This is a genomic window from Streptomyces sp. NRRL S-455 (assembly GCF_000717875.1).
In the GTDB taxonomy this organism is placed as follows: domain Bacteria; phylum Actinomycetota; class Actinomycetes; order Streptomycetales; family Streptomycetaceae; genus Streptomyces.
The window spans coordinates 679,602-697,234 of the sequence record NZ_JOCT01000004.1 but is presented as its reverse complement, the minus strand read 5'-3'; the positions used below and the strand labels follow the sequence as shown (position 1 = coordinate 697,234).

At 73.5% G+C, this 17,633-nt stretch carries 16 protein-coding genes; 10 read left to right on the top strand and 6 right to left on the bottom strand.

The features are described from left to right. Positions 1-16: 16 nt before the first annotated feature. The 4 genes from IE97_RS0108895 to fahA form a co-directional block, all read right to left on the bottom strand. Positions 17-244, bottom strand: a complete 228-nt coding sequence (locus IE97_RS0108895) for a 4Fe-4S dicluster domain-containing protein (protein ID WP_003992261.1) — start codon at positions 242-244, stop codon at positions 17-19. 33 nt (positions 245-277) lie between these two features. Beyond that, complete coding sequence (locus IE97_RS0108890) at positions 278-1,078, bottom strand: GntR family transcriptional regulator (RefSeq protein ID WP_037836129.1); 801 nt, start codon at positions 1,076-1,078, stop codon at positions 278-280. Positions 1,079-1,209: 131 nt separating this feature from the next. Beyond that, entirely contained in the window at positions 1,210-2,148 is a 939-nt protein-coding gene (locus IE97_RS0108885; protein WP_030234265.1) for a M56 family metallopeptidase, read from the bottom strand. A gap of 329 nt (positions 2,149-2,477) precedes the next feature. Beyond that, on the bottom strand, positions 2,478-3,695 hold the full coding sequence (fahA, locus tag IE97_RS0108880) for a fumarylacetoacetase (RefSeq protein ID WP_030234261.1): 1,218 nt from the start codon (positions 3,693-3,695) through the stop codon (positions 2,478-2,480). 306 nt (positions 3,696-4,001) lie between these two features. Between fahA and IE97_RS0108875 the strand changes: the two genes are divergently transcribed. From IE97_RS0108875 to IE97_RS0108830, 10 genes are all read left to right on the top strand, one after another. Beyond that, on the top strand, positions 4,002-4,562 hold the full coding sequence (locus tag IE97_RS0108875; RefSeq protein ID WP_030234256.1) for an RNA polymerase sigma factor: 561 nt from the start codon (positions 4,002-4,004) through the stop codon (positions 4,560-4,562). Continuing rightward, the gene (locus IE97_RS0108870) at positions 4,559-5,389 is read left to right on the top strand and encodes a membrane protein (RefSeq protein ID WP_030234253.1); all 831 of its coding nucleotides are present in this window, start codon (positions 4,559-4,561) and stop codon (positions 5,387-5,389) included. The genes IE97_RS0108875 and IE97_RS0108870 overlap by 4 nt, the downstream gene beginning before the upstream one ends. Then, the gene (locus IE97_RS0108865; protein ID WP_030234249.1) at positions 5,386-6,219 is read left to right on the top strand and encodes an ABC transporter ATP-binding protein; all 834 of its coding nucleotides are present in this window, start codon (positions 5,386-5,388) and stop codon (positions 6,217-6,219) included. The genes IE97_RS0108870 and IE97_RS0108865 overlap by 4 nt, the downstream gene beginning before the upstream one ends. Further along, a complete protein-coding gene (locus tag IE97_RS0108860) occupies positions 6,216-7,616 on the top strand; it encodes a hypothetical protein (protein ID WP_030234245.1) in 1,401 nt (466 codons plus the stop codon). Before IE97_RS0108865 ends, IE97_RS0108860 begins: the two co-directional genes overlap by 4 nt. Beyond that, entirely contained in the window at positions 7,613-8,188 is a 576-nt protein-coding gene (locus tag IE97_RS0108855) for a hypothetical protein (RefSeq protein ID WP_030234241.1), read from the top strand. Before IE97_RS0108860 ends, IE97_RS0108855 begins: the two co-directional genes overlap by 4 nt. Before the next feature lie 139 nt (positions 8,189-8,327). After that, positions 8,328-9,587, top strand: a complete 1,260-nt coding sequence (locus IE97_RS0108850) for a DegT/DnrJ/EryC1/StrS family aminotransferase (protein WP_030234236.1) — start codon at positions 8,328-8,330, stop codon at positions 9,585-9,587. Beyond that, positions 9,580-11,814: a lipopolysaccharide biosynthesis protein gene (locus tag IE97_RS0108845; protein WP_030234232.1), complete on the top strand. Its 2,235-nt coding sequence runs from the start codon at positions 9,580-9,582 to the stop codon at positions 11,812-11,814. The genes IE97_RS0108850 and IE97_RS0108845 overlap by 8 nt, the downstream gene beginning before the upstream one ends. A gap of 57 nt (positions 11,815-11,871) precedes the next feature. Then, entirely contained in the window at positions 11,872-13,824 is a 1,953-nt protein-coding gene (locus IE97_RS0108840) for a hypothetical protein (protein WP_030234228.1), read from the top strand. Continuing rightward, the gene (locus tag IE97_RS0108835; RefSeq protein ID WP_030234225.1) at positions 13,821-14,261 is read left to right on the top strand and encodes a hypothetical protein; all 441 of its coding nucleotides are present in this window, start codon (positions 13,821-13,823) and stop codon (positions 14,259-14,261) included. The genes IE97_RS0108840 and IE97_RS0108835 overlap by 4 nt, the downstream gene beginning before the upstream one ends. After that, positions 14,258-15,406, top strand: coding sequence for a glycosyl hydrolase (locus IE97_RS0108830; protein WP_030234222.1), 1,149 nt, complete (start codon positions 14,258-14,260; stop codon positions 15,404-15,406). Before IE97_RS0108835 ends, IE97_RS0108830 begins: the two co-directional genes overlap by 4 nt. A gap of 32 nt (positions 15,407-15,438) precedes the next feature. Here the strand turns inward: IE97_RS0108830 and IE97_RS0108825 are convergent, their stop codons facing one another. After that, the gene (locus IE97_RS0108825) at positions 15,439-16,194 is read right to left on the bottom strand and encodes a polysaccharide deacetylase family protein (RefSeq protein WP_030234220.1); all 756 of its coding nucleotides are present in this window, start codon (positions 16,192-16,194) and stop codon (positions 15,439-15,441) included. Positions 16,195-16,328: 134 nt separating this feature from the next. Continuing rightward, positions 16,329-17,615, bottom strand: a complete 1,287-nt coding sequence (locus IE97_RS0108820) for a glycosyltransferase (RefSeq protein WP_037844061.1) — start codon at positions 17,613-17,615, stop codon at positions 16,329-16,331. Between the last annotated feature and the right edge of the window lie 18 nt (positions 17,616-17,633).

Sequence of the window (17,633 nt, the reverse complement as noted above, 5' to 3'; positions counted from 1 at the left end):
ATGGGGTTCGGGCCTCTCACCGGAGCAGATAGGGCATGTTGACCGTGACGGCTCCGGTGGGGCAGCGGGCCGCGCACGGGCCGCAGTACCAGCACTCGTCGACATGCATGTAGGCCTTGCCGTTGCGCTCGTCGATGGCGAGGGAGTCCAGCGGGCACATGTCCACGCAGAGCGTGCAGCCGTCGATGCACTTCGACTCGTCGATGGTCACGGGCACGTCGGCCCGCTGGGGCGCCAAGGGCATGGATGTCTCCGGGAGAGTGCGCGAGCGGGGTGGTTACCGGTTGCGGTGCAGCAGACCGCTCATGGTGATGCGGTCGCCGCGGAAGCGGATGAACTCGAGGTCGACGGGGCGGCCGTCGGCGAGGTGGGTGAGGCGTTCCAGCATGAGGACGGCGGCCCCGCGCGGGGCTTCGAGCACGGCGGCCGAGTGGGTGTCCGCGCTGACCGCTTCCAGGGTGATCTCGGCGTGGCCGAGACGTTGGCCGGTGACGGCCTCCAGGAGGCGGAAGACGTCGGTGTTCTCGAGGTCGGCGCCGAGCAGTTCGGTGCCGATGTCGAGCGGGATGTAGGTGAGGTCGAGGGACAGGGGCAGACCGCCCAGGCGGCGCAGGCGTTCGATGTAGAGGACGTCGGTGCCGGGCGCCAGGTGGAGGCGTTCGGCGACCGGCGCGGGTGCCGGGGCGGGGCCCATGGTGCGGACCTCGTTGGTGACCCGGCCGTGTTCGCGGAGGGTTTCCGCGAGCCCCATCAGACGGTCGAGGCCGTGCGGGTACTTCTGGGCCACGACCACGGTGCCGACCCCCGGCTGGCGTTCCACGAGGCCCTCGGCCCGCAGCAGGTCGAGCGCCTCGCGGACCGTGTTGCGGCTGGCGCCGTAGTCGGTCGCGAGGGCCGACTCGTGGGGCAGGGTGCCGTCGGGAAAGGCGCCGGCCAGCAACTGGCGGCGGAGCAGGTCGGCCAGTTGCCTCGCCCGGTCGGCGCGCAGCCGGCGCCGCGCGCGGTGGGCGGCGACGGTGGTCGCGGCTCCCTGGCCTGCGTGGTCCCGGATGCGGTCGGTAGGCATGGATCGGACCATACCTATCCGATAGGGAAAGTAGTGTTGCGGGAGTGTTGCGCCACTGGGAATGTGACCGGCTCGACGATTGAACTGGGGTTTCGTCCGCGGTGCGGGAAGATCTGCCACCACCCGGAGGCGGGCCGCTATGGCTACGACAGGGCCGTCAGCCCGGGCGCGAACACGATCAGCAGGGGCAGCAGCGGTACCAGTGCGGCCGTGGTGGTGGTCAGGGCCCGGTGCCGGCGGCCCAGCCGGGGCGGCGGCTCCAGGAGCCGGTCGACCCGCTCGCCCAGCAGCCGGTGGCTGGAGGCGCAGGACAGCACGCCGCGGTGCTGGTTGAGCTCGATCAGGGCCAGGGCCGTGGTCAGGTGGCCGCAGCGGCGGGAGGCCGTGTCGTCGGCGGCGAGTTCGACCAGGCGGTGGGTCTGGTCGCAGAAGTGGGCGAACAGCGGGACGCGCGGGAAGCCGGTGGCCAGGGCGGTGGACAGGTGCAGCAGCCAGTCGTGGCGGGCGCGGGCGTGGCCGCGCTCGTGGGTGAGGACGGCGTCCAGCTGGTGCCGGGTGAGGCGGTGCAGGGCGCCCGTGGTGACGATCAGCTGGGGCGGGTTCCCGGGCATCCACCAGGCGTCCGGGTACTCGTCCTCCAGCACGAGCAGGGGGCCACGCGCGGCTCCCAGACCCGCCGGCAGATCGGGGGCGCGCTCGCGCAGATGGGCGCGGGACAGGGCGCGGCGGCGCCGCGCCTCGACCAGTTCACGCGCGAGCATCGCGGTCGTCCAGGCGGCACCGCAGGCCAGCAGCAGGGTGAGGGCGGCGGCCCACGGCGGTGCGGTGGACAGGTCGTACGCCGCTGTCACCGCGGGCGGCGCCGGGGCGAAGAGCTGGGCGCGGACCGTGCCGAAGACGGCGGCGGCGCCCAGGGCGAGCGCCGTCACGCAGCACAGCAGGACGGTGGCGACCAGGCACTGCCACACCCACAGCCCGACCACCGGTTCCCGCTCGGGCCAAGCGGCCCGGGTCAGCGCACGGGGAACGGGTACGGCGGCCGTCACGGCGACAACGCTCAGCAGGAGCAGGCAGACGGTCATGGCCACGGGCTCCGGTCCTGGTCGGAAGAGGGGCGGCTACGGGTCGTGCTGGGGAGGGCGGTCGCAGTGCGCACCGGTGACGCGACTGCCGTGCGCACCGGTGACGCGGCCGCGGGGCGCGGCGATGTTGCGGCTGCTGTGCGCACCGGACACCGCGACGAGCACGGCTGACGTGCCGTGTTGCCGCGCGCGTGCGGGCACACCGCCCGACGCCAGTATGACGGTGCCGGGCGGTGTGAGTCAGGGGTCGCGCGGATCAGAACAGCCGGGGCAGGTCGGAACAGCCGGGAAGGGGCGACGGCCCGCCGGACCCGGGCCTCCGGGAGGGCTCACGCGCCTCCCGGCACGACCCGCCCCGTCACCTCGCCCAGCCCCACCCGCACGCCGTCGGGCCCGGGCGCCCAGGCCGAGAGGGTCACCACGTCGCCGTCCTCCAGGAACGTCCGCTTGCCGTCCGGGAGTTCGAGCGGGTCGCGGCCGTTCCAGGTCAGCTCCAGGAGCGAGCCGCGCTCCCGGTCCGACGGGCCGCTGACCGTGCCCGAGCCGTACAGGTCGCCGGTGCGCAGCGAGGCGCCGTTCACGGTCATGTGGGCCAGCTGCTGGGCGGCCGTCCAGTACATGGTGGAGAAGGGCGGCTCGGAGACGACGTGGCCGTTGAGGGCGACGGTGATCCGCAGGTCGTAGCCGCCGGGTTCCTCGTCGCTGTCGTCCAGGTACGGCAGCAGCGCGTGGGTCCGGGCCGGCGGGGCCACCCGGGCTTCCTCCAGGGCGTCCAGCGGAGTGATCCACGCCGACACCGACGTGGCGAAGGACTTGCCGAGGAACGGGCCGAGCGGGACGTACTCCCAGGCCTGGATGTCGCGTGCGGACCAGTCGTTGAGGAGGCAGAGACCGAAGACGTGCTCGCGGAAGTCGCCCAGGGACACGGGCGCGCCGAGCCGCGACGGCACGCCGACGACGAAGCCGACCTCCGCCTCGATGTCCAGGCGGACCGACGGGCCGAAGACGGGAGCTGGGTCCGTCGGCGCCTTGCGCTGGCCCGAGGGGCGTGCGACGTCCGTGCCCGAGACGACGACCGTGCCGGAGCGGCCGTGGTAACCGATCGGCAGGTGCTTCCAGTTGGGGGTCACGGAGTCCTCGGCGTCGGGGCGGAAGATCCGGCCGACGTTCCGGGCGTGGTTCTCGGAGGCGTAGAAGTCGACGTAGTCCGCGACCTCGAAGGGCAGGTGCAGGGTCACCTGGGACAGGGGGTGGAAGAGCGGTTCGACGGTCTCGCGGTGGGACGGCACGGTCACCCAGGCCGTCAGCGCCCGGCGCACGTCCGACCAGGCCGTGCGGCCGGCGGCCAGCAGCGGGCCGAGGGTCGGCTGCGCGAGCAGGGAGGCGTACGGGGAGCCGAGGGCGTGGGCCGCCGCGCCGGCGTCCAGCACGTGGTCGCCGAGCCGGACACCCACGGCCCGGTGCGAGGAGCCGGGGAGGGAGAACACGCCGTACGGCAGGTTGTGCGGACCGAAGGGATCGCCCTCGGGGACATCGAAGGGGGGCATCGGGTGCTGCCTCGCTTTCGGGTGTGCCGTGTCGTCGCCACGTGTTCGTGGTCATGCCACACGTTACGGGTGGCACACCGCTCCTGGGCAGAGTCCGAGGAGGCCGACACGGACGAACGGGGCAGGTGAGCCCGGGAACGGCCGCACCGTGCGCCCTTCCCTGGGAGTTCCCGCCGGACGCGGCCTCCCTCGGGTCCGACGGTGCGGCCTCCCTCGGGTCCGACGGTGCGGCCTCCCGCGGGTTCGCCTGTGACGGGGATCACGGTCAGGGGAAAACCCGCCGTCCGCACCCGGCGTCTAGCGGGTGTGAGAGCAGTCAGGAAAGCACCCGGCGAGCCGGATGAGGAACGCCTTGTCCGGCTGGTGGCCACGGGCGACCGCGCGGCGTTCGAGGAGCTGTACCGGCGCACCGCGCCGTGGCTGGCGGTGCGACTGCGGCGCCGCTGTGCCGACGAGCAGATCGTCGCCGAGGTCATGCAGGAGACGTATCTGGCGGTGTGGCGTGCGGCGGGCGCGTTCGCGGGGGCCGCGGTCGGAGGGACCGCCGTCGGCTGGCTGTGGACGATCGCGGCACGCCGTCTCGTCGACGCCTTCCGGCGCAGGGCCCACCACGCCCAGCCGCCGCCCGCGGCGGCCGCGCACCCCGTGGCGCCCGCCGCCGAGGAGGAGGCCCTCGCGGCGACCGTCGACGGCGACATCGGGGACGCGCTGCGGCGTCTGGCACCCGAACTCAGACAGGTACTGCAGGCCATGGTGCTCGACGGACTGTCCGTCCGGGAGACCTCGGTCCTGCTCGGCGTGCCCGAGGGCACCGTCAAGACCCGTGCCCGCCGGGCACGGACCGAGATGCGGAGGGCCCTGACATGAGCGCGGAACACGCGGCGGCGCGGCTCATCGACGCGTACGCGCGCGGCGACACGCACATCGCCGCCGACGAGGTGTGGGCCCTGGAGGCCCATCTGGAGCTGTGCCGGATCTGCCGGGACCGGCTGTCGGCCGCCACCACGGCGGGAGCACCGGCCGTGACGGCGGTGGTCGACGCCGTGTGGTCGGACCTGGAGCCCCGGCTGGCCGCCGCCGCACCCCGCCGGCGGATCAGGCCGGCACGGTGGGCGAGGTGGCTGACCCCCACGATGGTGCCCTGGCTGGCCACGGTCATGAGCGTCACCCTGTTCGCCCTGCTGTTCGACCTGACCGGCAGCGGCACGGGTCACGGCCCCGGCGCCGGCCGGGTGCCGCTGGTGCTGCTGGTCGCCCCCGTCCTGCCCGTGCTCGGCGTCGCGGCGTCGTGGTCGCGCGGCCTGGATCCGGCCTGCGAACTGACCGCCTCCACACCCCGGGCCGGGCTTCCCCTGGTGCTGCGGCGTACCGCGTCGGTGCTCGCCGTGGTCGTCCCCGCCCTGCTGACGTGCGGATGGGCGACCGGCGTGGCAGCCGGGCAATGGCTGCTTCCCAGCCTGGCGTTCACCTCCTCGGCCCTGGCGCTGGGCGGAGTCGTCGGTGTGACCCGCGCCGCCGTCGTGCTGATCACGGTGTGGGCCGCGGTGGTTGTGGCGCCGGCCCTGGCCACCAGCCGCACCCCCCTTGTCCTGCACACGGACGGCCTGCCCGTGTGGGGGCTGATCCTCGCCCTCGGCACCGGTGTCGTCATCGCCCGCAAGGGCGCGTACGCCGTCCCCGGAGCACTTCGATGACCGACCGGAAGGAACACCACTCGATGTCCGCGATCAGCGCGGCCGACCTCGCGCCGACGTCCTACGCCTGGCAGATCCGGGCCACGGGGCTGAAGGTGAGAGCAGGCCGCAAACGGATGGCCGTCGACGGGCTCGACCTGTCGCTGGGTACCGGCGTGACCGGCCTGCTGGGACCCAACGGGGCCGGAAAGACCACCCTGATCCGGGCGCTGGCCACGGTGCTGCGCCCGGCCGGAGGCAGCCTGGAACTGCTCGGCAAGCCCGTGACGGACGGGGGCGAACACCGGGCGCTGCGCCGCCGGATCGGCTATCTGCCGCAGGAGTTCGGCTACTACAAGCGCTTCACGGTGCGCGAGTTCGTCGAGTACATGGCGTGGCTGAAGGAGGTCCCCAAGGCGGATGTCCCGGCCGCGGTGCAGCGGGCGGTGGAGCGCGTCGGCCTGGCCGACCGCGCCGACGAGCGGCTGAAGGCCTTGTCGGGCGGCATGGTGCGGCGCGTGGGGATCGCCCAGGCCATCGTCAACGACCCGGCGATCCTGCTCCTGGACGAACCGACCGTCGGCCTCGACCCGGCCCAACGGTTGCGCCTGCGCCAGCTGTTGCAGGAGCTGGGAACCGACACCTGCGTGGTCGTCTCGACCCACCTGGTGGAGGACGTCGCCGCCGCCTGCACCGACGTGGTGCTCTTCGACGAGGGCCGGCTGGTCTTCCAGGGCACTCCGGGCGACCTGGCCGCGGCGGGCGGGCCCGAGCACGTGGGCGACAGCCCCTTGGAGCGCGGCTACTCGGCGCTGCTCCAGGGCCCCGAGCAGGGAAGGGGCGCCTGGTGAACCTCCGTGTCCTGCGCACCGAGCTGAGACGCTCCGTCGCGCCGTGGGCCGGCGCCCTGGTCCTGACGATCGCGCTGGCGTTCCTGTATGTGCTGGACGGGATGTGGTGGAGGGGCACCACGGCGTGGACCGCCCAGTGGACGCCCCTGGCGCTGTGGACCCGCTCCCTGCTGTTCTACCTGTGGCCACTGGCCGTGGGCCTCGGGGCGCTCCAGGGCCTGCGCGACCACCGCTCGAAGATGACCGAACTGCTGACGACCACCTCGCGTCCCGCCTGGCACCGCGCGGCCACCCTGGTGGGCGCGACGGCCATCACCCTGGTCTCGGCCTTCGCGGTGCTCATCCTCGTGGGCGCGGTCCACGTTCTCGCCAACACCGGCTACACGCACGTCGGATGGCTGCCGATCTCCCTGATGGGGGCACTCGCCCTCGTCGCGGGAGCCGCGCTGGGCATGGGGGCCGGGCGCGCCCTGCCCTCCGCGCTCACCCCTCCGGCCCTGGCCATGGGCGCGTTCGTGTTCACCGCTCTCATGCACATGTCGCTCGGCCGGACGGAAACGACCACGGCGGAGGGCCTCACGAGCTCGGAGCCGAATCGGATCTCCCTGCTGTCACCAGCGGTGGGAGAGGTGCGCGACGCGCTGCTCACACTCTCCGCCGCCGTGCACGCCGGGCAGACGATCTGGCTGCTGGGCATGGCCGCGACCGGCTTCGCGCTCCTGGTCGCCGCGACTCCGCGTACCCGGCTGCTGGCACTGACGCCGGTCCTGGCGGGCGCGCTGCTCGCCCTGCTCGTCCTGCCCTCCGACCCGCGTCGGATGTACGTTGTCGACGAGGCCGCCGCGGAGCCGGTGTGCGACGGCCCGGTGTGCGTGACCAGGACGCAGCAGGCGCGACTCGCCGAACTGGCGGGCCCCGGCAAGGAGGCACTGCGTCTGCTGCGCGGCTCCCTGGGCGGCCAGGCACCGGTCTCGGTCCGGGAGAACTCCGCCGTACTGCCGGACGGAGCCACGCCGCGGTGGTCCCGCAAGAGCGTGCTCTTCGACTTCGACGACGACGTCATCGCCGCCGCGAAGGGCCGGGAACAACTGACCCGGGCCCTGATCGCCAAAGGCATGGTGCCGGGGTGCACCCCGGTCGGCTGGAGCGGCCTGGGCAACGACGAGTTCGCGCAGGCCGTCGCGGTGGGCTGGGTCCTCGGGGACCTCGAGCCGCTGCCCGGTTCCTGGCCGGCACGTCTGCTTCGCGAGGTCGATGTCCAGGCCCGCCCGGTGTGGAAGAAACTCAAGGCGCTGCCGCGAGCCGAGCAGCTCTCGCGGATCCACGCGATGCGCGCCGCCGCGCTCTCCTGCGAGGGCGACCCCTTCGAGACGCTGAAAGGCGGTAAGTCCCGGTGAGATGGCTGGTGCTGTACGCGCGCTCGCGTCAGGTGCCCGCGTCGCTCGCCGCGGTGGTGGTCAGCGCGGCAGCGGTGTGGGGACTCGCCCGGGACGGCGGAGCCGGACAGGGCGATCCGCGGCCGGCCGTGCTCGTCCTCGCCGCGGGGGCCATGGCGGTCTCGATCGGATTCAGCGGGCAGGACCTCGCGCTGGACCGTACCGCGGCGATCGGATGGGCCCCGCGCAGAGCGGCGCACGTGCTGCTCGCCGGCGCGTTCGTCTGCGCCGTCCTGCTCACCCTGCAGACGATGGGCCACGACCTGGCCACCACCGCGTTCATCGCCCGGGACAGCGCGGGGCTGGCGGGACTGGCCGCCCTGGGCGCGGCCCTCTCGGACGGCCGGTACGCATGGGCATTGCCGTTCGCCTGGCTCGCCTTCGCGTTCTTCGCGCCGCCCCCGACCAGCGTGCCCACGCAGGTGGCGGCCTGGATGCTGCTGCCGGCCGGCACGGCGGCGGCCACCTGGACATCAGCGGGCCTCGCGATCGTCGGCGTCACGGCCTACGCCATCGCGGGACCGAGGAACTAGGGGCCTGTTACGGAAGTGCCCTCCGCCGCGTCCACAGGACGCGACGCAATCTTGACGGAGCGGTGCGAACGGGGCGACTCTGGGCGGGTGCCGGAAGGCCTCGGGGAGGGGGCGTTCCCACGGCACATCTGGGGGGCGGATGGCCATTGGGGAGGCCGGTCCGGGCGCGACGCGGCGTGGTTCTCAGCTGAAACGGCTGGAAGAGACCATGCGGGCGCGGCTCGGCCGGGAATGTGTGTACGTACCGTCGTGCCGTTTCGGGCTGTACGTGGCGCTGCGCCACTGGTGCCCGCCGGGCGGCCGGGTACTGATGTCGCCGGTCAACGACGACGTGATCTTCTTCGTCGTGCTCGCGGCCGGACTTCGCCCGGTGCAGGCGCCGTTGAACCCGCTCGACGCGTCCATCGACGTCGATGCCGTGCCCGACGAGACGTGGAGTTCGGTGTCGGCCGTGCTGACCACGAATCTGTACGGGAACCCGGACCCGGCGCCGCGACTGCGTCAGAGATGCGACGCGTTGGGGATCCCGCTGTTCGAGGACGGGGCGCACGCCATCGGCAGCCGGGTGGGGGACCGGCCGGTCGGCGCCTGGGGCGAGGCCTCGGCGTTCAGTCTGTCCAAGCACGTCGGGGCCAAGGCAGGAGGCATGCTCTCCCTGGCGGACCCGGGCCTGCGGGACGCGGTGGAGAAGACCTGCGCCGGATTGCTCACGCCGAATCGACTGACGTCCGAACTCGCCTACGCCGTCCGGCCGTACGCGGAGGCGGCGGTGCGCGGACTGCGGCTGCGGCGCGCCGCCTGGGCCGCGATCCGGCTGCTGGGCCTGGCGGACCGCGACGAGATCCGCATGCCGCTGCGCCCGGACGAACTCGCGCGGGCCGCCCCCCGGGCGCCCGGCTTCGACGCCCACGACCCGTGGGTACGCGTCGACATGCACGACTACCGCCAGGAGTCCGGCCGGCTGCGTCTGCGGCGCATCGGACGCGAGCTCGACCGGCTGGACGACGTGCTGGACTCCTGCCGCGCGGGTACGGAGCTGCTGCTGTCCACGCCCTGGGCCAAGCCGCGCGACGCGTACGGCACCCAGCCGCTCTTCCGTGTCCCGCTGTTCGTGGCGGACCGGGACGCGGCGATCGCGGCCCTGGCACGTCACGGCGTCGTCGTCGGCTACCTCTACGACCCGCCCCTGGACGACTACGCCGGTGCGGAGTTCACCGACCCCTCGCCGGCACCCGAGGCGGCCCGCTGGTTCGCACGGCACGCGCTGCCCGTGGACCCGCTGCGGGCCCGGCCGGTGATCGAGGCGCTGGAGCGCTCCGGCGCACGGCCCGTCGACGCGCCGGGAGAGCTGCCCCGGAGCGGGCCGACACCGGGAGGGCCGGGTCAGTCCCGTGGCTGAGATCCAGGTGCACGAGCCCGCCCCCACGCGCGCCGCCGACGGTGGACCGAAGCCCGCCGACAGCGGACACACCCACGACTCGCTGTTCAAGAACGCCTACTTCCTCATGCTCAGCACCGGCGTGTCCGCCGTGCTGGGCCTGGGATTCTGGCTGGTGGCCGCGCGCTACTACTCCGAGGAGGCCGTCGGGCAGGGCTCCGCCGCCATCGCCGCGATGCGGCTGCTCGCCAGCATCACGGCCACGACGATGATCGGCGCCGTCGTCCGCTTCGTGCCCCGGGCGGGACGGGAGACCGGGCGCCTGGTGTGGGGCACGTACGCGGTCAGTTCGCTGGTCGTGGCGCTCGCCGCCGCCGTGTTCCTGCTCACGCTCGACACCTGGGGGGCGTCGTACGCCCCGCTGGGCACGCCCATGGCCGGGGCGGTGTTCGTCGCGGCGTGTGTCGCCTGGGCGCTGCTCACCCTCCAGGACGGGGTGCTCACCGGCCTGCGCAAGGCGGAGTGGGTGCCGGCCGGGAACGCGGTGTTCTCGGTCGGGAAACTGGCCCTCCTGGCCGTCTTCGCCGGCACGCTGCCCGTCCTCGGCATCTTCGTGTCCTGGGCGGTGGCGATCGCCTTCTCCACGCTGCCGCTGGGCTGGCTGATCTTCCGCAGGCTCATCCCGCGCCAGGCGGCCGCCGACCGCGACAAGGAGCCCCCGAGGCTCAAGGACATGGGCCGCTTCCTCGCCGGGGACTCGCTGGGCGCCGTGTTCAGCCTGGCGATGATCAACCTGCTGCCGGTGATGGTCGCGGTCCGCTTCAGCGCCGCCGAGAACGGCTACTTCTACGTGGCGTACACCGTCGGCGGCACGATGGAGTTCATGGCCATCAACATGGCCTCGTCCCTCACCGCGCACGCCTCGCACGACCCGCGCGGGCTCGCCGACGGCGTCCGGGGCGCACTGCGCCGCATGACGCTGCTGCTGGTCCCGGTCGTCCTGGTGCTCGTCCTGTTCGCCCCGTACATCCTCACGCCCTTCAGTCCGGACTACGCCGAGCACGGCTCGACGGTGCTGCGGCTGCTCGCCCTCGGCGCGCTGCCGCGGGTCGTGGTGGAGCTGTACATCGGCGTGCTGCGCGTTCAGGGGCGTACGGGGGTACTGGCCGCGCTCCAGGGGGCCATGTGCGCCCTGGTCCTGGGCAGCGCGGCCGTGCTGTTCACCCCGGCCGGCATCGCGGGCGCCGGCTGGGCGGTGCTGCTGAGCATGACGGTGATCGCCGTCGTCTCCGCGGCCGGACTGCGCGCGGCCCTGCGCCACAACGGCAGCGCACCCGCCGCCCGCCCGCCCGCCGCCCCCTCCTACGGCACCCGCTGGGCGAAACTGAACGCCACGGCCGGATACGGCACGACCTGGGCCCGCCGGGCCGCGTACCAGCCCAAGGACGGCGACGAGGACACCGTCACGTTGTTCATCGGGCGCCCCGGCTACGAGCGTGAGGCGTTGCAGGCGGACACGCTGGCGCTGATCGTGCGGCCGGAGGGCCCGACCCGCGAACCACCACCCCGCGAGCTCACGGTCCAGGAGCCACGGGAACGGCGGCTGCGCGGTGCCCTCTGGAGCCTGCTCGGTGTCGCCGCGGTCTTCTTCTGGGCGCCGCTGCACGAGCTGCCCTGGCTCGGCGGCACCCCCGTGAACGAGCTGACGGGGCGGCAGCTGCTGGAAGGCCTGCCCTTGCCGTCGCTCACCGCCGGAGGCCTGCTGCTCGTGGTGTTCGCCGCCGCGGTCACGCTGTGCGCCCGGCGCGAACCGTGGTTGCCCGGCACGGCGTTGTGCGCCGCCCTGTTCGCCCTGTACGCCGCCCCGGTCGCCCTCGGGCGGGAACCACGGCCGCTGGACGGGGCGTTGTATGTGAGGACGGCCGGCTTCCTCGCGGACGTGCTGGGCCTCGACGGGCCCGACCCGCTGCTGCGCTGGGTGCCGCCGGTCTGCCAGCTGCTGTGCCTTCTCCCGCTGTGGCTGCTGCTCGCGAGCGCGGGCGGACGGCTGCCGTGGCAGGGGCGCTGGGGGGTTCTGTATCTCGTCGCGGTCGGCGGCTGGGTGTGGCGCGAGGCGCTCGCTCCGGTCGCGCCGGCCCTGCTTCTCGTACTCGTCGTACTCGTCCTGGTTCTGCCGCTCTGCCGTCGTGCCGCGTCGGCCCGGTGGCTGCCGCACCACAGAAATCCGAACGGCCCAGCCGCCGACTGACCGATCGCCCGAGCCGAACAGAGCCACACAGAGCCGAACCGCCAGGGGGGAACCACCGTGCGTCCGCCAGCCACTCCACGGGAGAGATCCACGCCAGAACCCACGCCCGCCCAGGACGGCACGGACACGCCCGGCACCACCCCCGAGACCTCCAGCCAGTCCTCCAGCCCCTCCTCCTCGGAGTCGTCGAACCCCGCCCATGAGCCCGTGACGGACCTGTCCGACCTGCCCCCCGCCCGGACGGGACGGCTCGCGCTCGCCCGGCCCGCTGCTCCGCTGCTCGCCGCGCTCGCGCTCTGGGCGTACGCCGTGCGGCACACCGACGTCTCGCGGCTCGACGACTACGGGCTGGTCACCGCGCTGCACCCCACCTTCTGGGCCGGTCTGGTGGTGCTCACCGCCGGCTTCTTCTTCACGGTGCGCGACCCGCGCCGGCCGGGCGGCTGGGCGGCGGCGTACGTCCTCGGCCTGCTGGTGATGGAGCGGGCCACCCAGGCCGTGGTCTATCCGACGCCGCTGTACGCCTGGGCGTGGAAGCACGACGCGGTCATCGACCACCTGCTGACGGCAGGCGGGCTCCAGACCGCCGACCAGGTCGGCGACATGGCGGTCTACGACCAGTGGCCGGGCTTCTTCGCGGCCCAGGCCGCCCTGGTGCGGCTGCTGGGCGTGGAGTCGTCGGCGATGTTCATGGCCTGGTGGCCCCTGGTCTCCAGCCTGATGCTGCTGCTCCCGCTGCTGCTGATCTTCCGCACCTTCACCGAGGACCGGCGGCTGATCTGGACGGCGGTCTGGCTCTTCTACGTCGCCAACTGGGTCGGGCAGGACTACTTCTCCCCCCAGTCCGTGGCCTACGCGCTGCACGTGGGCGTACTGGCCGTGGTTCTGCGCCGCTTCGGCCGGTCCGCGGTGCGGCGCGGGCAGCCGCGGCAGGCCGTGTGGACGGTGGCGATCACCGTCATGATCGTGACGATCGTCATCTCCCACCAGCTGACCCCGGGCATGCTCGTCGTCTGCCTGCTCGCCCTGTGCCTCAGCCAGCGCCACCGCGACGGGGTCCCGCTGCTCACGACCCTCGTGATCTTCCTGGCCTGGTGCCTCACGGCCGCGCTGCCCTTCCTGTCCGCGGCGATGCCGGACATGATCCGCTCCATCGGGGACGTGGGTGCCAACGTCGAGACCGGTTACGGCGCCACCCCGACGGGCAGCGGAGCGATCGCGACCTCCTGGGCGGCCCGGCTGCTGTCCGGTTCCGTCCTGCTCCTCGCGGCGGTCGGGGTCCTGCGGCAGCGGGTGCTGCGGCACCGCGCGCTGCCCCTGCTGCTGGTCGGTGCGGCCCCGCTGCCGATGTTCGCGGCGAGCAGCTACGGCAGCGAGATGATCTTCCGGGTGCTGCTGTTCATGCTGCCCGGCGCCGCGTTCTTCGCCGCCGCCGCGCTGCTGCCCAAGGTCCGTACGCTGGCCGCCGACGCCGCCGCCAAGGAGGCCGGCAGCCCGGCCACGAGCCGCCGGCGGGGGACCGGCACCTGGGTGCCGCTGACCGCCCTGCTCCTCGGAACCCTGGCGTTCGTCCCGGCCTACTCGGGCAAGGACCGGATCAACTACTTCCCGCCGCAGGAAGTGAGCCTGGTACGGCAGCTCTTCGACCAGGCGCCCGACGGTTCGCTCGTGGTGGCCGCCAACCGCAACTACCCCCTGGCGTACGACTCCTACTGGAGCGTCGACCACTACTGGTTCCTCGACGACGCGCGCGGTCACGTCGACCGGATCGTCAGGAACCCGGCCGCCACCCTCGCCAGCGACATGGCCGGGGTGGAGCGGCCGGCCCGGGCCTACTTCCTGCTCACCCAGGGCCAGCTGGCCAACTCCGAGATGAACGGGCAGCTCACCGAAGCCCAGCTGGACCGCGTCCAGAAGTCCGTCGCCGCCTCACCACGGTTCCGGCTGGTGGCCGAGAACAGCGCCGGATGGCTCTACGAACTGAAGCAGGCCGGGGGAGCCGAGCGATGACACCGCAGCAACTCGTGGTCCGGATGCTGCCGCCGTTCGGCGGCTGGCTCGCGCTCGCCGCGCTCGCCCTGCCCGGCGGATCGCCGCTGCGGGGCGCCGCCGTCGTCCTCTTCCTGGCCGCGGGCCCCGGCGCGGCCGCCGTCAGGATCTGCGCCCCCGCGCTGGGGGCGCGGCCCGCCGAAGGGCCCGTCGAGCGCCGCGACCCGGACTTCGCCCGCCACTCCGACCTGCTGGAGCGGCTGATGCTGGCACTGTTCCTGAGCATCGGCGCCCTGACGCTCGTCGCGACCGTACTGATCGCCACGCACACCTTCAGCGCGCAGCGCGTGCTGCTGACGCTGACCCTGCTGACCACGCTCGCCGCGTTCTGTCCGCCGCTGCGCGCATCGCCGCCGCCGGGGACGACGCCGAGGACACCGAAGGGTTCCACTCAGTGAGGTTCAATCGTCCGCACCGTCCCCTTCGCCGCGACCCGGCCCCGACCGGACAGCACCGCAACGCCGAGCCGGGCGGGGAACGGCCGGCCGCCGGCCCGTTCGCGTCGAGCCGGCGCCGCCTGCTGATCACGTCCGCCACGGTGGTCAGCGCGGTCCTGGTCGCCGTACTCGCCCTCCGCAACGCCTCCGGACCGGAACCGGGGGCCACCGGTTCCGACGCGGACTGCCGCCCCACGGCCCTCCTGGAACCGCCCTGCGGCGCCTGGTTCGGCGCGTTCGTGCCGCACGAGCGGGACGACCTGCCGCAGAAGGTGCGCGCCTACGAGGAACGCGTGGGCCGCAAGCTCGACATCGTGTACACGTACCACGACATGTCCCTGCCCGAGGGCACCCGCCGGGAGGGGCAGCTCCTCACCCCGGAGGAGCGGCGCGTCGGCGAGGACCACCTGCTGCTGCTGTCCTGGGAGAGCAAGTGGTGGGGCGGCACGAAGAAGCAGCAGCCGACCTGGAAGCAGATCGCGGCGGGTGAGCTGGACAGCACCGTCATCGACGTCCAGGCCCAGCGCATCAAGGACTACGGCAGGAAGGTGTTCCTCTCCTTCGACCTGGAGATGGACACCCGCACCCCGGCCAACGGCACGCCCGCCGAGTACGTGAAGGCGTACCGGCACATCCACGACCGGTTCCGCGAACTGGGCGTCGACAACGTGGTGTGGACGTGGATCACCACCGGCTATCTCGACCACGCCGACGTGATCAAGGCGATGTACCCCGGCGACGACTACGTCGACTGGGTCGCCTACAACCAGTACAACTACTACCGCTGCCACGACACCGGCTGGCTGACCTTCGCGCAGACCCAGGACACCACGCACGAGTGGATCCGGAAGAACATCTCCGACGACAAGCCGCTGATGCTCTCCGAGTTCGGCACCGCCGCGGACCCCGACCGCCCGCGGCGGCAGGCCGAGTGGTACGCGCAGGTGCCCCGGGTGCTGAAGGGCCTGGAGGGCGTCAAGGCCGCCCTCCAGTGGAACTACCGCGACCCCGGACCGCACTGCGACCTGGCCCTCGCGAACGACGAGGCCTGGGACAGCCTGCGCGAGGCGGCCGCCGACCCGTACCTCAACCAGCCGCTGAAGTAGCCCGACGGCCGGCCGCTCACGCGGCGGCGGGGTCAGCCCGCGAACTCGGGCCCGTGCAGCACCGCGCGGGCCCGCCGGTACCACCGCCAGGCGATCGTCTTCGGCCCGTCCCGGTACGGCGCGACCCGGGCGCCCGCGCCCGCCAGCCACCCCTCGACGTCGGCGACGGTGTGTGCGCGCCGGACGATGAGCCGGGCGATGCGGTACCGCTCGTCGCGGTCGGAGCTCAGGGCGTGGCGCACGGCGGTCGCCGTCTCGTAGCCGGCCCGGGCCGACATGGCCCGCACCCGCGGGCTGTTGTAGCCGTGCGGATAGGCGAGATGCCGGATCTCGTGCCCGAGGGCGTCCTCCAGCACGGCCTTCGAGGTGCGCAGCTCGTACGCCAGGTCCCTGCCGGACAGGGTGTCGAGCTGTGCGTGCGTCACCGTGTGGCTGCCGATCTCCATGCCGGAACGTTCCAGCTCCGCCGCCCCCGCCAGCGTCATCATCGGGGCGGGCGGCAGGAGGCTGCGGCCGCCCGGGGCGATGGCGCCGGTGGTGAGGTAGGCGGTGGCCGGCAGGGCGCGGTCGGCCAGCGCCTCGGCGGTGGGCCCGGGCAGATCGGCGAAACCGTCGTCGAAGGTGAGCAGCACGGGCCGCGGCGGCAGCGGCGCCCGGCCGGCCAGGTGGTCGGCGACCGTGCTGATCGTGACGGGCGTACGCCCGCTGCGGACCACCGCGTCGAGATGGGCGGCGAACTGCTTCGGCGTGACCGTGAACTCGGCGATCCAGCCGGGCGGGTCGTCCATCACGGCGTGGTACAGGAAGACGGGAATCGCCGGAGCGGCGACGGAACCGGCGACAGGATCCGCCGCGGCTATCGGCCCCTCCCCGTCCCGCCCGTCCCGCGCGCCCCGCTCCGCCCCGCCTCTGCCGGCCGTCCTCATCTCGCCCCCCGCACCGTCGCGCGCAGCGCCCGCCGCGCCTTCAGATAGCCGACCGGCCCGTACACCATGCCCCTGCGCTGCAACCGCGACAGCCGCCGCGGCCAGGGATGCGTCCGCACGTCGTGATCCCCCGGCGTACCGCCGACATCCGCCCCGTCCGTCGCGCGTACGGCGGTCAGCGCCCGGGCATGAGCGAGTCCTCGCGGCAGCCGCGCGAGGAACGCCGGCAGCAGCGCCGGCCGGTTCACCAGCACCGCCGTGAGATACGCGGTGAGCCCGGCCCCGTAGCCGTAGGCCTGCGTCTCCAGGTCCCGCCAGGTCTCCCGGTGGTGATGCCACACCAGCGCGGACGGCGTGTAGCGCAGCCGGTGGCCCTGCGCCAGGACACGGACGAATCCGTACAGATCGTCACCGCCCCTGGCGGCCGTCCCGGCACCGGTGGCCGGGTCGAAGCCGCCGACCTCACGCAGCACGGCCGTACGGAACGCCATGTTGGCGCCCGAGCCGAACCGCCCCGCCGTGAACGGGAACAGCGGCTCGTCGCCCGGCGGGTGCGCCGGGTCGTACGTCCTTGGAGTGAAGCCCTTCGCGAAGCCGCCGTGGCTCTCCAGCAGCACCTGGGCCGGGGTGGTCAGCCGCGCGGGCAGGATCAGCCCGGTGCTGCAGCCGAGTCGGGCGTCGGCGGCGAAGGGCGCGGTCAGCTCGGTCAGCCAGCGCGGGTCGGCGACCACGTCGTCGTCGGTGAAGGCGACGACCTCACCGCGCACGGCGTCCAGCCCCGCGTTGTGCGCGCCTGCGAGCCCCGGAACAGGCTCACACACGTACCGCACGCGCTCGGCGTACTTCCGCTCGACCAGCTCCCGCGTCTCGCTCGTCACGGGCGCGTTGTCGACGACCACGATCTCGAACCGCGGATGGTCCTGCGCCAGCAGCGAATCCAGCGCGCGGGCCAGCTGCCCGGCCCGCTCCCGGGTGGCCACGACGACACTCGTGAACGGCGGCTCCCCGGGCTCCTCCGCGACGGCCGGCGCACACTCCGCCCGCGCCCGCGCCACGAGCACGGCCCTGGCGTCCGCCCCCTCCGGCACCTGTCCGAGCAGCGTGCCCACGGGCCGGCCGCCCCACCGCACCAGCACGAACACCTCGCCGTGCGTCACCGGCGGACTCCCCGGGCCCGGTCTGAGCACCGCCTCCTCACCGTCCAGGTCCAGCTCGGCGACCTGCACCGCCCCGATGTCCAGGAACCGCCGTAGCTCCTCCCGCGCACGTGCATGACGAACCATGCGCCCTCCCCCCACTCG